Here is a 13878-nt window from a genome sequence, read left to right on the forward strand (position 1 = left end):
GGGGCCGCCACCCGACCGGGTGGCGGCCCCTCGTGCGTCCCGGCGTCGCTCCGGCCCCGGCGTCGGACCGATCAGGATCGGATGCGACATCCGGGCATCGAACAGCCCGCATGTCGGACCGATCGACGATCGATGCGACATGCGGGCTGCTGACGGACGGGCCGGTGCGCCTCAGGCGGCCGGCGGCTCGATGCCGAGCCACGAGTGCCACCGCGAGTGCAGCACGAGCCACGCCATGAGGCCGTAGCCCGCCTGCATCGGCAGCGCGTCGTGGCCGGTGGCCATGTCCGCGGCCCACTGCTCGTGGCGGGCGAGCGGGCCGTACATGTCGATGTAGCCCACGCCGCGGCGCGACGCGGCGTCCTCGCACACCGCGGCGAGCTCCGCGATGCGCGCGTTGTCGGCCTCGGCGCCCGGCGGGGGACCCGCGATGAGCGTCTCGAAGCCGAGCGCGTGCGCGCGGTCGAGGAAGTTGGCGATGTTGAGCCGGGTCATCGTGGGGGAGACGCCGCGGTGCACGTCGTGCCGGCCGATCGCGAACAGCACGTGGTTCGCCTCGGGCTCGGTGCGCAGGGTGCGGCGCAGCGCCTCCTCGTCCCAGCGGCTCGTCATCTCGCCGGTGGTCTCGTGGGGCACCGCGAGCGTGTGGAAGGCCAGGTCGGGCGCGAGCGGGAGGGTGCGGGCCGCGACGCGTCCCGCCCACCCGAGCGCCTTGGGATCGCCGTGGCCGGCCACGAGCTCGTCGCCGACGAGGAAGACGTTCCTCATCGGGTGAAGGCCCGCGTGACCAGCTCCGACTGCTCCGCCGCGTGGCGCGACGCGAGGCCCGAGGCGGGCGACGCGGACGCCGGGCGGGACACCACCCCGACGGTGGTGCCGACGACCTGCGGCAGGCTCAGCGACATGCGCGACCACGCTCCCTGGTTCAGAGGCTCCTCCTGGACCCACACGAGCTCGGCGCCGTCGAACGGGGCGAGCGCCTCGCGGATGGCGTCGTGCGCGAGCGGGTACAGCTGCTCGAGTCGCACGATAGCGGTTGTCGTGTCGCCCGTGCGGTCCCGCTCCGCGACGAGGTCGTAGTAGACCTTGCCGGCGCACAGCAGGACCCGGTCGACCGAGGCCGGATCCACCGCATCGTCCCCGATCACCTCGCGGAACGTGCCGGTGGTGAAGTCCTCGACCGCCGACTGCGCCGCGCGCAGGCGGAGCATCGACTTCGGGGTGAACACCACGAGCGGCTTGCGCGGGCGGTTGTACGCCTGGCGGCGCAGCAGGTGGAAGTAGCTCGCCGGGGTCGACGGCATGGCGGCGATCATGTTCTCCTCGCCGCACATCTGCAGGAAGCGCTCGACGCGTGCCGAGGAGTGGTCCGGGCCCTGGCCCTCGAAGCCGTGCGGCAGCAGCAGCACGACGGAGGAGGACTGGCCCCACTTCTGCTCGGCGGAGGAGATGAACTCGTCGATGATCGTCTGCGCGCCGTTGACGAAGTCGCCGAACTGCGCCTCCCACAGGACGAGCGCGTCGGGGCGCTCGACCGAGTAGCCGTACTCGAAGCCGAGCACGCCGTACTCCGACAGCGGGGAGTCGAAGATGTGCAGGCGGCCCTGGTCCGAGGACAGGTACAGCAGCGGCGTCCACTCCGAGCCCGTGTTGCGGTCGTGGTAGACCGCGTGGCGCTGGACGAACGTGCCGCGGCGCGAGTCCTGGCCGGACACGCGGACCGGGACGCCCTCCTGCAGCAGCGTGCCGAAGGCGAGGATCTCGCCGTAGCCCCAGTCGATGCCGCCCTCGCGGCTCATCGTCTCGCGCCGCTCGAGCAGCTTCTCGAGCTTGGGATGGACCGAGAAGCCCTCCGGCGGGCGCACGTGGGCGCGGCCGATGCGCTCGATCTGGCTCGCGCTGACGGCGGTCTTCCAGCCGACCATGATGCCGGCGTCCGAGGACTGCGACGACGGCAGCTCGAGGCCCGAGATCGACTCGGTGTCCGAGGCCGGCTTGTAGCCCTCGCGGGTCTCGATGAAGACGCGCTCGAGCTGGGCGAGGTAGTCCTTCGAGACCGACTCGGCCTCCTCGGTGGTGATGTCGCCGCGGCGGATGAGCGCCTCGGTGTAGAGGTGGCGCACCGAGCGCTTGCCCTCGATGAGGTCGTACATGCGCGGCTGCGTCATCGACGGGTCGTCGCCCTCGTTGTGGCCGCGACGGCGGTAGCAGACCATGTCGACGATGACGTCGCGCCCGAACCGCTCGCGGTACTCGAACGCGAGCCGGGCGGCGCGCACGCACGCCTCCGGGTCGTCGCCGTTGACGTGGAAGATCGGGATCTGGAAGCCCTTGGCGATGTCGGTGCAGTACCGGGTCGAGCGCGAGCTCTCCGGGCCGGTGGTGAAGCCGACCTGGTTGTTGATGATGACGTGCACGGTGCCGCCGGTGCGGTAGCCCTTGAGCAGCGCCATGTTGAGCGTCTCGAGCACCACGCCCTGGCCCGCGAAGGCCGCGTCGCCGTGGACGAGCACGGGGAGCACGGGGTAGCCGTCCGTCGCCGGGTCCGCGCCGAGCGCGTCGAGCTTGGCGCGCACGATGCCCTCGAGGACCGGGTCGACCGCCTCGAGGTGCGAGGGGTTCGCCGCGAGGTAGACGCGCGTGGTGGCGCCCGACTCGGCGGTGAACGTGCCCTCCGTGCCGAGGTGGTACTTGACGTCGCCCGAGCCCTGGACCGAGCCGGGCACCGCGGTGCCCTCGAACTCGGAGAAGATCTGGCCGTAGCTCTTGCCCGCGAGGTTCGCGAGCACGTTGAGGCGGCCGCGGTGGGCCATGCCGATGCAGACCTCGTGCACGCCGGACTCGGCCGCCGCGCTCATGACCGAGTCGAGCAGCGGGATGAGCGACTCGCCGCCCTCGAGCGAGAAGCGCTTCTGGCCCACGAACTTGGTCTGGAGGAAGGCCTCGAAGGCCTCCGCCGCGTTGAGGCGGTGGAGGATGCGCAGGTGCTCCTCGCGGGTCGGCTTGGTGTAGCCGTGCTCGAGGCGGTCCTGGAAGAACGACCGCTGCTCGCGGTCCGCGATGTGCATGTACTCGAGGCCGATGGTGCGGCAGTACGCGTCGCGCAGGCGGCTCAGCACCGTCCGCATCTTCCACGAGCCCTGGCCGGCGAAGCCGCCCGTCTCGTACGTGCGGTCGAGGTCCCACAGCGTGAGGCCGTGGGTCTGGACGTCGAGGTCGGGGTGCTTGCGCGGGCGCGAGCTCAGCGGGTCGACGTCGGCCATGAGGTGGCCGCGCGAGCGGTACGCGTGGATGAGCTCCGCGATGCGCGCCGGCTTCGCGGCCTCGATCGCGGGGTCCGTCGTGGTGTCCTGGATCCACCGGACCGGCTCGTACGGGACGCGCATCGACGAGAAGACGCGGTCGTAGAAGCCGTCGAGGCCCAGCAGCTTGCGGTGCACGATGCCGAGGAACTCGCCCGACTGCGCGCCCTGGATGACGCGGTGGTCGTAGGTCGAGGTGATCGTCATCACCTTGGACACGCCGAGACGGGCGACCGTCTCCTCCGCCGCGCCGAGGAACTCGGCGGGGTAGTCCATCGAGCCGACGCCGATGATCGCGCCCTGGCCGTCCATGAGGCGCGGCACCGAGTGGACCGTGCCGAGCGTGCCCGGGTTGGTGAGCGTGAGGGTCGTGCCCTGGAAGTCGGCCGCCTGGAGCGCGCCGTTGCGGGCGCGGCGGACCACGTCCTCGTAGGCGGACCAGAAGTCGGCGAAGTCCATGCGGTCCGCGCCCTTGATGGACGGGACGAGGAGCTGGCGCGAGCCGTCCGGGCGCGCGAGGTCGATCGCGAGGCCCAGGTTGACGGAGGCGGGGGTGCGGACGGCCGGCTTGCCGTCCTCCTCGGTGTACGCGGCGTTCATCGCGGGGAACTCCGCGAGCGCCTCGACGATCGCGAAGCCGATGAGGTGCGTGAACGACACCTTGCCGCCGCGGGTGCGCGCGAGGTGGTTGTTGACCACGACGCGGTTGTCCATGAGCAGCTTCGCGGGCACCGTGCGGACCGAGGTCGCGGTCGGCACCGTGAGGCTCGCCTCCATGTTCTGCACGACGCGCGCGGCGGGGCCGCGCAGGCGCTCGACGCCCTGCTGCACGTCCTTGGTCGCGACGGGCGTGAACTCCGGGCGCTGCAGGTAGGCCGCGGTGGGCGCCTGCGCGGTCGCGATCGGCTGCGTCGCGGTCGGGTCCGTGTCGTCGGACGATGCGGCGGCCGGGGCCGGGGCGGGCGCGGGGGCCGTGGCCGGCGCCTCCTCGGCGGCGGGCGTCGCGGCCTCCACCGCGGGCTCGGCCGCAGGGGCCGGCACGTCGGCGCGCCGCGCGGGCGGCGGCGGGGGCGGCGGGGGCACCGCGCCGGCGGTCACCGTCGGCATCGGCTGGGTCGGGGGCTGGGGGATCGAGGACTGCCCGGCTGCAGGGGTCTCCTGGCGCGTCGAGGAGTCGCCCGGCGTGGCATCGGCCCCGTGCTCTCCGCCCAGGATGAGCGACGCAACGGACGGGGCACCTGCTGCACGGGCGACTGAGACGCGGTCGGTGTCGGGCGCGGAGGTGTCTGGGGACACGGTTGAGGCCGCTCGCTTTCTTGGCGCATCAGCGTCGATGGTGATCTGTGATCCCTATCCTTCCCCCAAAGGTGGTGCGCTCGGAACCAACTTCCGAAACTTTTGGGGAACTTTTACGTGATGTCGTGCCGGAACGACGTGCGCCAGCCGATCGCCGCCGCCACCAGGCCGTACCCCAGCAGGACCAGGAGCCCGGCCCACGCCGGCAGCAGGTCGGACAGCCCCGTCGCCGAGTAGAAGCTCGTCCCCGCGACGGCCTCGCCGGCGGCCCCGGGCAGGAAGCGGGCGACCGGGGCGGCGGCGTCCCAGTACCCGAGCGCGATGCGCACGAGCGGCTCGACGATCTGCGTCCACATGATGAGCCCCACGATCACGGCCACCTGGTTCGTCACGAGCGTGCCGAAGCCGACCCCGACGAGCATCCACGCGGCCATCGCGACCGCGCCGAGGCCGAGCGTCCGCCAGGTCGCGGGATCGTCCAGCATGGCGCCGTCGCCGGCCAGCGCGAGCGCGGGCGCCCCGGCGGCGAGGGCGGCGGCGGAGCTCGCGACGCCGTACGCGAGCGCGAACGGGACGGTGGCGACGAGCTTGGCCACGGCGACGCGGGTGCGCCGCGGCTCGGCGAGGACCGACGTCTGGAACGTGCGGTGGCGGAACTCCTGCGTCACCACGATCGCGCCGAAGGCCACCGGGAAGACGTAGCCGAGCGTGACGCCGGCCGAGTAGACGGTGAGCGCGAGCTGGTCCGGCGGCACCGCCAGCTCGTCGCCCGCGGCCTGCCCGCCGAGCGCGGTCGCGAGCGCGAGCGAGCCGGCGAGGACCGCGACAGCCGCGACCATGGCGAGCAGCAGCGCCCACCACAGGCGGGTGGTGAGGATCTTGCGGATCTCGGCGCGGATCGCGGCGCTCATGCGGCGTCCTCCGTGAGGCGCAGGAACACCTGCTCGAGAGTCTCGCCGGCCTCGGCGAGGCCGTGCACCTCGACGCCGGCCGCGAACGCCCGCGCGCCCACCTCGGCGGCGCCGGCGCGCGGCACGACCAGCTCGGTCGGGGAGGCGAGGTGCGCCCCCGGCCACTCCCGGGCGAGCACCGCGAGCCGGTCGGCATCGGGCGAGCGCAGCGTGGCGGCGGGGTGGGCGAGCGCGCGCAGGTCCGCGAGGGACGACGCGTGGCGGATCCGGCCCTTCGCGATCACGACGACGTCGTCGACCGTCTGCTCGACCTCGCCGAGCAGGTGCGAGGACAGCAGCACCGTCCCGCCGCGCGCGGCGAAGTCCCGCACGAAGCCGCGCATCCACGTGATGCCCGCCGGGTCGAGACCGTTGGCGGGCTCGTCCAGCACGAGCGCGGACGGCTCGCCGAGCAGCGCCGTGGCGAGCCCGAGGCGCTGGCGCATGCCCATCGAGAAGCCTCCGACGCGACGGTGCGCGGCCTCCGTCATGCCGACGGCCGCGAGCGCCTCGTCGCACCGCGCATCGTCCGCCCCCGCGAGGGGCGCGACCACCCGCAGGTGGTCGCGCGCGGTCCGGCCCGGGTGGAACGACGGCTCGAGCTGCGCGCCGACGACCGTCGCCGGTCGCTCGACCTCGGCGTACGGGCGGCCGCCGATGAGGGCGCCGCCGGAGGTGGGGGAGACCAGCCCGAGCAGCGCGCGCAGGGTCGTGGACTTGCCCGCGCCGTTGGGGCCGAGGAAGCCGGTCACACGCCCCGGCTCCGCGGCGAACGACGCATCGTCGACCGCCGTCACCGCCCCGAAGCGCTTCGTCAGCGCCGCGATCTCGATGCGTAGCCCGTCCATGCCGCCTCCTCATGAGTTGTTATAGATGAACTATAACAGTGGGGGCCTGTGACGTCGCGCCGTCCGCCTGTATCCTTTCGACACCATGGACCCCGACAGTTCCAGCCGACCATGACCGCATGGCTCCTCGTGGGCGTCGGGGTGCTCCTCACGCTCGGCACCGCGGTGTTCGTCGCCGCCGAGTTCTCCCTCGTCGCGCTCGACCCCTCCCACGTCGAGGACGATGCGCGCGGCCGCCGGGTCAAGGGCGCGCTCCGCCGCCTCTCCACGCAGCTGTCGGGGGCCCAGGTGGGCATCACCCTCACCACGATCCTGCTGGGCTACACCGCCCAGCCGGCGCTGGTCGAGCTGCTGTCGATCCCGCTCGAGACCAGCACCCTGTCGCGCGCCGCGATCGCGGGCCTCGCCGGCACCCTCTCGCTGGTGCTCGTCAACGCGTTCTCGATGATCGTGGGCGAGCTCATCCCCAAGAACCTCGCGCTCGCGGAGCCGGCACGCACCGCGCGGGTCGCCGCGCCGCTCAACATGGCGTTCACCGCCGCGCTGCGGCCCGTCATCGCGTCCCTCAACGGCGCCGCGAACGGCATCCTGCGCCTCATGGGCATCGAGCCCAAGGAGGAGCTCGCGGGCGGCCGCTCGCGCCAGGAGCTCGCCGCGCTCGTGAGCCGCAGCGCGGAGGCGGGCACGCTCGCGCCGTCGACGGCCCTGCTGCTCAAGAACTCGATCGAGCTCGACGACCTCGCCGCGATCGACGTCATGACGGACCGCACCCGCGTCCACACGCTCGGCCGCGACGCGACCGCGGCCGACGTCATCGCCGCGTCGCGCGCCACCGGCCACTCGCGCTTCCCGGTCGTCGGGGACGGCACCGACGACGTGCTGGGCCTCGTCCACCTGCGCGCCGCGATCGCGGTGCCCGCGCATCGTCGCCCCGAGGTGCCCGTGCGCGCGCTCATGGCGGACGCCCCCCGCATCCCCGAGACGATGCAGATGGGCCCGCTCCTCGTCGAGCTGCGCGGGCTCGGGTACCAGTGCGCGATCGTCGTCGACGAGTACGGCGGCACCGCCGGGCTCGTCACGCTCGAGGACGTCGTCGAGGAGCTCGTGGGCGACGTCGCCGACGAGCACGACCGGCGCCGTGCCGCCGTGCACCGCGCGCCCGGCGGCGCGTGGATCGTGCCCGGCGAGCTGCGCCCCGACGAGGTGCTCGAGCGCACCGGCCTGGTGATCCCCGAGTCGCCGGCCTACGAGACGCTCGGCGGCTTCGCCATGGCGCGGCTCGGCCGCGTGGCCGAGCCGGGCGACACGGTCGACGCGCCCGGCGTGCGCGTGCGCATCGAGCGGATGGACGGCCGCCGCATCGACCGCGTCCGGCTCACGCCGGTCGCGACCGAGGAGGACGAGGCATGAGCGCCGGCATGGTCCTCGCGGTCGTGGGGCTGCTCCTCGCGAACGCGTTCTTCGTGGGCGCCGAGTTCGCGATCATCTCCGCCCGCCGCAGCTCGATCGAGCCGCGCGCCGCCGCGGGCTCGCGCGCCGCGCGCACGGTCCTGTGGGCGATGGAGAACGTGTCGCTCATGCTCGCCACGGCGCAGCTGGGCATCACCGTGTGCTCGGTCGCGCTCGGTGTGGTCGCCGAGCCGGCCCTCGCCCACGCGCTCGAGCCGCTGATGCACGCGCTCGGCCTCGGCGACGAGGCGGCGCACGCCGTCGCGGTCGCGATCGCGCTGCTCGTGATCGTGGGGCTGCACGTGGTGGTCGGCGAGATGGTGCCCAAGAACGCGGCGGTGTCGAGCCCCGACCGCGCCGCGCTGGTGTTCGGCCCGCCGCTGGTCGCGATCGCGCGCGTGGTGCGGCCGATCATCGTCGCGCTCAACTGGATCGCCAACGGCACCGTGCGCCTGCTCGGCTTCGAGCCCAAGGACGAGGTCGCGAGCGCCTTCACGGCCGACGAGGTGCACTCGATCGTCGAGAGGTCCTCCGCCGAGGGGACGATCTCCGACCCGACGGGGCTGCTCACCACCGCGATCGAGTTCTCGGAGCGGTCGGTCGAGGAGGTGATGGTGCCCGTCGCGCAGGTCCGCGCCCTCGATCTCGGAGCCACCGTCGAGGATCTCGAGCGGATCGCGACGGACACGGGCTTCTCGCGCTTCCCCGTGGCCGACGACGGGTCGTTCGTGGGCTACCTGCACATCAAGGACGCGCTCTACGCGCGCCCCGGCGAGCGCGAGGAGCCCATCCAGGCGTGGCGCGTGCGCGACCTCCCGTCCGTGGTGCACGGCGCCGAGGTCGAGTTCGCGCTCGCGCTCATGCGCCGCTCGGGCGCGCACGTCGCGGCCGTGGTGGACGACGGCCGCACGGTCGGCATGGTCTTCCTCGAGGACATCCTCGAGGAGCTCGTCGGCGAGGTGCGCGACTCGCTCGCGCGGCGCGACGCGAGCGCGTAGGCGGGTAGCAGGACGGTGACCGTTCCCGGCCCTCGTGCGTGGCGTGTGACCCACCAGACACGCCCGGGGGTTGGAGTCATCGTTACCGTTTGGTAATAATTGACGCGGACGCCCGGCGGAGATGACACCGCAGGGCGCCCGTCGTATCCGAACTCCGATGCCCCCGGGAGGCGATGGTGAGCAAGCTCAGCTCCCTTCATGTCGCGCGTCCCGGCCACCGCTCCCGCAAGGAGCGCCGCATCGAGCACACGCAGGAGCTGCAGGTCCGCACCACGCGCCGGCGCCGCAAGTACGGCACCCGCGCGGGCGTGATCGTCGGCTTCCTCGCCGCCATGGTCGTCTACCCCGTGATGGGCACCATCGCGCCGTACGCGAACGCCGCCGAGAAGCTCCCCGGCGTGGTCAAGGGCCAGGCGCCCACCACCGCGACCGCGATCCTCGGCGCGGGACCGCAGTTCGAGTCCTCCGACCTGCCGCTGCCGACGGTCGACGACCAGTCCGGCGCGATCCTCACCGCCAACGACGTGCCGATCGCCTCGAACCTGCTGCCGAACTGCAACCCCGAGTTCGACCCGAACATGTCCAACGGCCAGCTCCGCAGCGACCAGCTGTGCGAGCTGTGGGTCGCGGGCCAGTACCTGCGCCCCGACGCGGCGCTCGCGTTCGCGGCGCTCAACGAGCGCTTCCGTTCCGAGTTCGGCACCGACATCTGCCTCTCCGGCACGTACCGCGACCTCGCCAGCCAGTACTCGACCAAGGCGACGCGTGGCTACCTCGCGGCGACGCCCGGCACCTCGATGCACGGCCTGGGCCTCGCGGTCGACCTGTGCCGCACGCATGCCTCCGGCGTCTACTACTCGTGGCTGTCGCTCAACGCCGCCACGTACGGCTTCTGGAACCCGGACTGGGCGAAGACGTCCAAGTACGAGCCGTGGCACTGGGAGTACAACACGTACGACGCGTACTGACCCGGACCCACCCGCCACCCGAGCCCGCGACCCCCGAGGTCGCGGGCTTCGTCGTCCTCGGGCCCGCCCTACGCGCCCGGGGCACCCGCCCCGACGCCGGACGATGCGGGCGACGCTCCGTCGTACGTGCCGGTTCCGACCCCTACGACGGACCGATCCGGGATCGATCCGGCAGCCGGGCGACCGCCGAGGTCGCGGGCTTCGTCGTCCTCGGGCCCGCGTCGCGGGGTGGAGCGGCGTCCCCGGGGTGTAGGACTGGAGACGAGGGCGCATCGCGAGGAGGCGGTCGTGCGAGTCGGGGTCCCCACCGAGACCAAGAGCGGCGAGACGCGCGTCGCCATCGCGCCCGCGGGTGTCCACGCCCTGGCCGCCCGCGGCCACGAGGTGCTCGTCGAGGCGGGTGCGGGGCGCCGCGCGGGCATCGAGGACGCGGAGCTCGAGTCCGCCGGCGCCCGGATCGTCTCCGGCGCCGACGCGTGGGCCGCGGACCTCGTCCTCAAGGTCAAGGAGCCGCAGGCGGACGAGCTCAGCCTGCTGCGCGACAACGCGCTGTTCACGTTCCTGCACCTCGCCGCGAACCCCGCGCTCGCGGCGGCGCTCGTCGCGGCGGGCACCACGGCGCTGTCGTACGACACGGTCCAGCTCGCGGACGGCTCGCTGCCGCTGCTCACGCCCATGAGCGAGGTCGCCGGCCGGCTCGCCGTCCTGGCCGGCGCGCATCATCTCCTCGGCCCTCAGGGCGGCCGCGGGGTGCTGCTCGCGGGCGTGCCGGGCGTGCCGGGCGCCCGCGTCACCGTGCTGGGCGCGGGCGTCGCGGGCGCGCAGGCGATCGCGCAGGCGGCCGCGCTCGGCGCCGACGTCACCGCGCTCGACCTGTCGCTGGCGGCCCTGCGCCGCCTCGACGAGCGCCACGGCGGGCGCGTGCGCACCGTCGCGTCGACGGCGCACGCGATCGAGGAGGCGGTGCGCGGCTCCGACCTCGTGATCGGGGCGGTGCTGGTGCCGGGACGGCGCGCCCCCACCGTCGTCACGCACGCGATGGTCGAGTCGATGCCGCGCGGCAGCGTGCTGGTCGACATCGCGATCGACCAGGGCGGCTGCTTCGAGGACTCGCGCCCCACGACCCACGAGGACCCCGTGCGCGAGGTCGCCGGCTCGCAGCTCTACGCCGTCACGAACATGCCCGCCGCGGTGGGCGTCACCGCGACCCGGGCGCTCACCAACGTGACGCTGCCGTACGTCCTGCGCCTGGCCGACGGGGTGGACGATGCGGTGGCCGCGGACCCCGCGCTCGCCGCCGGGGTGAACGTGCGGGATGGGCGCATCGTCCACCCGGCCGTCGCGGCGGCGCTCGGGGAGGTCCCGGCGCGCGCCTAGGCTGAGCGCATGCCCGGCCCCGACCAGCCCGAACCCGCGACCCCGCGCACGTGGATGCCGCTCGTGATCGCGGCCTCGGTCGCGCTGCTCGTGGTCGTCGGCGCGTTCGTCGCCGCATCGCTGCGCTCGGGCATGAGCGCGGGCCGGTCGGACGCGGTGCGGGCCTGCGAGGCCGCCTACGAGGCCTCCGCGGAGGACGGCGAGGTGCCGGCGCGCATCGTCGCCGGGGACGTCTACGGCAGCGCGGAGTGGCGGGACCTGCGTGACTTCCTCGAGCAGCAGGGGCTCCTCGAGTCCGCGGGGGTCGAGGTCGACGGGTCCGAGGCGGACGCGTCCGCCGCCGCGCTCGCGGAGCAGGGGCGCGACCACGTCACGGTGGTGTGGTGGCTCGACTCCGAGGAGCACCTCGCCTGCGAGGTCGACGTCGAGGGCGACCGCGCGCTCGACGACACCGCCGTGCTCGTGCCGCTGCCCTGAGCGGTCGCCGCCGCCCTAGGCTGGCGGCATGGCCGACTCGCCGGGGTTCCCGCGCCGCGTCTACGGCGTGGGCGACGCCCCCGACGCGCGCTTCTCGCTCGCGAACGAGCGCACCTACCTCGCATGGACCCGCACCGCGCTGGCGCTGTTCGCCGCGGGGGTGGGGCTCGAGGCGCTCGACGCGCCCGTGCACCCGACGATCCGCCTCGTCGTCGCCGTGCTGTTCAGCGCGCTCGGCATCGTCGCCGGCATCGCGGGGCTGGTGGGGTGGCTCCGCGCCGAGCGTGCGCTGCGGCTCGGCACGCCGCTGCCGGGGCCGCGCGTCGGGATGCTCATCACGGTCGGCGTGGTCGTCGGCATGGTGCTCGTGGTCGTCGGGATGCTCGTGTGAGCGAGGACCGGGTCTACGACGACGGGCTGGCGGGCGAGCGGACCGCGCTCGCGTGGCAGCGCACCGCGCTGGCCTTCGCGGTCGCGTCCGTGGCCGCGGCGCAGGTGTTCATCCCGGCGGGCCTGCCCGCGGTGGTGCTCGCCTTCGCGGGCGCGGCATGCGCGATCGCGACGCTCATGGTCGCGGCGCTGCGGTACCGCGTCGTGCACCGTCACCTCCACCGCACCGGGCGCCACCCGGGACCCGGCGTCGCCGTGGCGGGGCTCACGCTCACCGTGGTGCTGCTCGGGTGCGCGTGCCTCGCCTACGCCCTGCTGGGGTAGGCAAGGCCCGTGCCGGGTCAGCGCGCGGCGTCGACCGGCTCCTCCGCACGGGACCCGACCGCGTCCTGGACGCGCGCGAAGCCGTCCGCCCGCGCGAGCTCGACGAGCTCACGCGCGATGGTGCCCACGACCGCCGGGCCGCGGAAGACGAGTCCCGACACGAGCTCGACGAGCGTCGCGCCCGCGGTGATCTTGTCGTACGCGTGCCGGCCGTCGAAGACGCCGCCCATGCCCGCGAGCGTGAGGCGGTCGCCCGCGTGGAGGTACGTGCGCCGCACGATCTCGGTGCTGAGGTCGCGCACGGGCCGGCCCGACAGGTTGCCGCGGATGGCGGGGTCCATCGTGACGCTGTCGCGGTCCTTGCGGAGGTTCGCGATGGTGAGGCCGTGCACCCGGTGGTCGAGGGCGACGTCGACGAGGTCGCGGAAGCGCTCCCACGTCTTGTCGGACGGCATCTTCAGCACGATGCGTTGGGACGGCGCCGCCTCGTCGACCGCCGCGAGCAGCCGGTCCAGCGCCTCCGGTTCCGTGAACGCCTCGCCGACCGTCGTGTTGGGGCACGAGATGTTGAGCTCGATTAGCGGGCTCAGCCCGTCGAGCGCCCGCACCGAGGCGAGGTAGTCCTCGACGCCCTCCGCGACGTCGCCGGTGCAGCCGTCGTTCGTGCGCGCGATCGAGAGCTTGAAGGGGAGCGACGTGTAGCGCGGGTTCCCCTCGGCTGCGAGGTCGCGCAGCCGGGCCGCGACCGCGTCCACCCCGCCGTTCGCGAGGCCCACGTGCACGACGAGCGACTCGTGCTCGGGGAGGCGGTGGAACCACGGGCGCGGGTTGCCGGCGCACACGCGCGAGGTCACCGAGCCGAACGTGAGGAAGCCGAAGCCGGTCGCCTGCAGGATCCCCGGGATCGCGACGTTCTTGTCGAGGCCCGCGCCCAGCCCGAGCGGGTTGCGCAGCGTGAGGCCGTACGCCTCGGTGACGAGGGCCGGGTCCTCATGCCGGAGGAGCGCCTCGGCGGCCGCCATCGCGGGGGTGATCCGCTGCGCCCACGACCCGTGCGTGATCATGTCGTCGTGGACCCTGTCGGGGTGGATCCTGAAGATGGTCGGCTTGACCGCCTTCGTGTAGACGGTGGTCATCGCGCCGCGTGCCATCGCACCCATGTCGCCCGCTTCCTGGTCTGTGCTGCGGCACGGCGGTTGCGAGGCGGGGACGGGCTCGCGCGAGGTCGTCGCGTCGCTCGTCGGTGAGGTCGGCGTCACGCTAGCCCGTCGGGGGCGCGGCGGACCGGGACCTCGGGTCCTGGCACCCGGGGCGCTGCCGGGCGAGGCCCCAGGTAGGAAGGCGGTGGGGCGGACATGACAAGAGGCCCGGCGCATGCACCGGGCCTCGTTCACGGAGTGCCCCCGACAGGAATCGAACCTGCGACCTACGGTACCGGAAACCGGCGCTCTATCCGCTGAGCTACGGGGGCCAGCCCGGACTGGCCGGGCCGAACGAGG

The 13878-nt window shown here is 73.7% G+C and carries 12 protein-coding genes and 1 tRNA gene; 7 read left to right on the plus strand and 6 right to left on the minus strand.

The window, feature by feature from the left end; genetic code table 11:
- Positions 1-171: 171 nt before the first annotated feature.
- The 4 genes from AOM02_RS05815 to AOM02_RS05830 form a co-directional block, all read right to left on the minus strand.
- Positions 172-768 carry a GDSL-type esterase/lipase family protein gene (locus tag AOM02_RS05815; protein ID WP_062297653.1) on the minus strand — a complete coding sequence of 199 codons (597 nt, stop codon included), beginning with the start codon at positions 766-768 and terminating at the stop codon, positions 172-174.
- Positions 765-4409, minus strand: a complete 3645-nt coding sequence (locus AOM02_RS05820) for a multifunctional oxoglutarate decarboxylase/oxoglutarate dehydrogenase thiamine pyrophosphate-binding subunit/dihydrolipoyllysine-residue succinyltransferase subunit (RefSeq protein ID WP_082104914.1) — start codon at positions 4407-4409, stop codon at positions 765-767. Before AOM02_RS05820 ends, AOM02_RS05815 begins: the two co-directional genes overlap by 4 nt.
- A 302-nt stretch (positions 4410-4711) precedes the next feature.
- Entirely contained in the window at positions 4712-5509 is a 798-nt protein-coding gene (locus tag AOM02_RS05825; protein WP_062297655.1) for an ABC transporter permease, read from the minus strand.
- Positions 5506-6396 (minus strand): ATP-binding cassette domain-containing protein, encoded by an 891-nt coding sequence (locus AOM02_RS05830; protein WP_062297657.1) that lies wholly within the window; start codon positions 6394-6396, stop codon positions 5506-5508. Before AOM02_RS05830 ends, AOM02_RS05825 begins: the two co-directional genes overlap by 4 nt.
- A gap of 111 nt (positions 6397-6507) precedes the next feature.
- Here AOM02_RS05830 and AOM02_RS05835 point away from each other — a divergent pair, with 111 nt between their 5' ends.
- From AOM02_RS05835 to AOM02_RS05865, 7 genes are all read left to right on the plus strand, one after another.
- Positions 6508-7806 carry a hemolysin family protein gene (locus AOM02_RS05835; RefSeq protein ID WP_062297660.1) on the plus strand — a complete coding sequence of 433 codons (1299 nt, stop codon included), beginning with the start codon at positions 6508-6510 and terminating at the stop codon, positions 7804-7806.
- Positions 7803-8843: a hemolysin family protein gene (locus AOM02_RS05840; RefSeq protein ID WP_062297662.1), complete on the plus strand. Its 1041-nt coding sequence runs from the start codon at positions 7803-7805 to the stop codon at positions 8841-8843. The genes AOM02_RS05835 and AOM02_RS05840 overlap by 4 nt, the downstream gene beginning before the upstream one ends.
- A 176-nt stretch (positions 8844-9019) precedes the next feature.
- Positions 9020-9811: a M15 family metallopeptidase gene (locus AOM02_RS05845; RefSeq protein ID WP_169746606.1), complete on the plus strand. Its 792-nt coding sequence runs from the start codon at positions 9020-9022 to the stop codon at positions 9809-9811.
- A gap of 288 nt (positions 9812-10099) precedes the next feature.
- Positions 10100-11188: an alanine dehydrogenase gene (ald, locus tag AOM02_RS05850; protein ID WP_062297666.1), complete on the plus strand. Its 1089-nt coding sequence runs from the start codon at positions 10100-10102 to the stop codon at positions 11186-11188.
- A 9-nt stretch (positions 11189-11197) separates the two neighbouring features.
- Positions 11198-11665 carry a hypothetical protein gene (locus AOM02_RS05855; RefSeq protein ID WP_062297668.1) on the plus strand — a complete coding sequence of 156 codons (468 nt, stop codon included), beginning with the start codon at positions 11198-11200 and terminating at the stop codon, positions 11663-11665.
- A 28-nt stretch (positions 11666-11693) separates the two neighbouring features.
- On the plus strand, positions 11694-12056 hold the full coding sequence (locus tag AOM02_RS05860) for a YidH family protein (RefSeq protein ID WP_062297670.1): 363 nt from the start codon (positions 11694-11696) through the stop codon (positions 12054-12056).
- Entirely contained in the window at positions 12053-12379 is a 327-nt protein-coding gene (locus AOM02_RS05865; RefSeq protein ID WP_062297673.1) for a DUF202 domain-containing protein, read from the plus strand. Before AOM02_RS05860 ends, AOM02_RS05865 begins: the two co-directional genes overlap by 4 nt.
- Positions 12380-12396: 17 nt before the next feature.
- Here AOM02_RS05865 and pyrD read toward each other — a convergent pair whose 3' ends face one another.
- Complete coding sequence (gene pyrD / locus AOM02_RS05870) at positions 12397-13539, minus strand: dihydroorotate dehydrogenase (quinone) (protein ID WP_062297675.1); 1143 nt, start codon at positions 13537-13539, stop codon at positions 12397-12399.
- A 238-nt stretch (positions 13540-13777) separates the two neighbouring features.
- Positions 13778-13850 (minus strand) — tRNA-Arg (locus tag AOM02_RS05875).
- Positions 13851-13878 lie beyond the last annotated feature (28 nt).

It is taken from the genome of Demequina maris (assembly GCF_000971155.1).
Taxonomy (GTDB): Bacteria; Actinomycetota; Actinomycetes; order Actinomycetales; family Demequinaceae; genus Demequina; species Demequina maris.

Bases quoted from the DNA above. Each gene is read 5' to 3' on its own strand.
- AOM02_RS05815 (WP_062297653.1), bottom strand. From the start codon at position 768: ATGAGGAACGTCTTCCTCGTCGGCGACGAGCTCGTGGCCGGCCACGGC.
- AOM02_RS05820 (WP_082104914.1), bottom strand. From the start codon at position 4,409: ATGCCGACGGTGACCGCCGGCGCGGTGCCCCCGCCGCCCCCGCCGCCG.
- AOM02_RS05825 (WP_062297655.1), bottom strand. From the start codon at position 5,509: ATGAGCGCCGCGATCCGCGCCGAGATCCGCAAGATCCTCACCACCCGC.
- AOM02_RS05830 (WP_062297657.1), bottom strand. From the start codon at position 6,396: ATGGACGGGCTACGCATCGAGATCGCGGCGCTGACGAAGCGCTTCGGG.
- AOM02_RS05835 (WP_062297660.1), top strand. From the start codon at position 6,508: ATGACCGCATGGCTCCTCGTGGGCGTCGGGGTGCTCCTCACGCTCGGC.
- AOM02_RS05840 (WP_062297662.1), top strand. From the start codon at position 7,803: ATGAGCGCCGGCATGGTCCTCGCGGTCGTGGGGCTGCTCCTCGCGAAC.
- AOM02_RS05855 (WP_062297668.1), top strand. From the start codon at position 11,198: ATGCCCGGCCCCGACCAGCCCGAACCCGCGACCCCGCGCACGTGGATG.
- AOM02_RS05860 (WP_062297670.1), top strand. From the start codon at position 11,694: ATGGCCGACTCGCCGGGGTTCCCGCGCCGCGTCTACGGCGTGGGCGAC.
- pyrD (WP_062297675.1), bottom strand. From the start codon at position 13,539: ATGGGTGCGATGGCACGCGGCGCGATGACCACCGTCTACACGAAGGCG.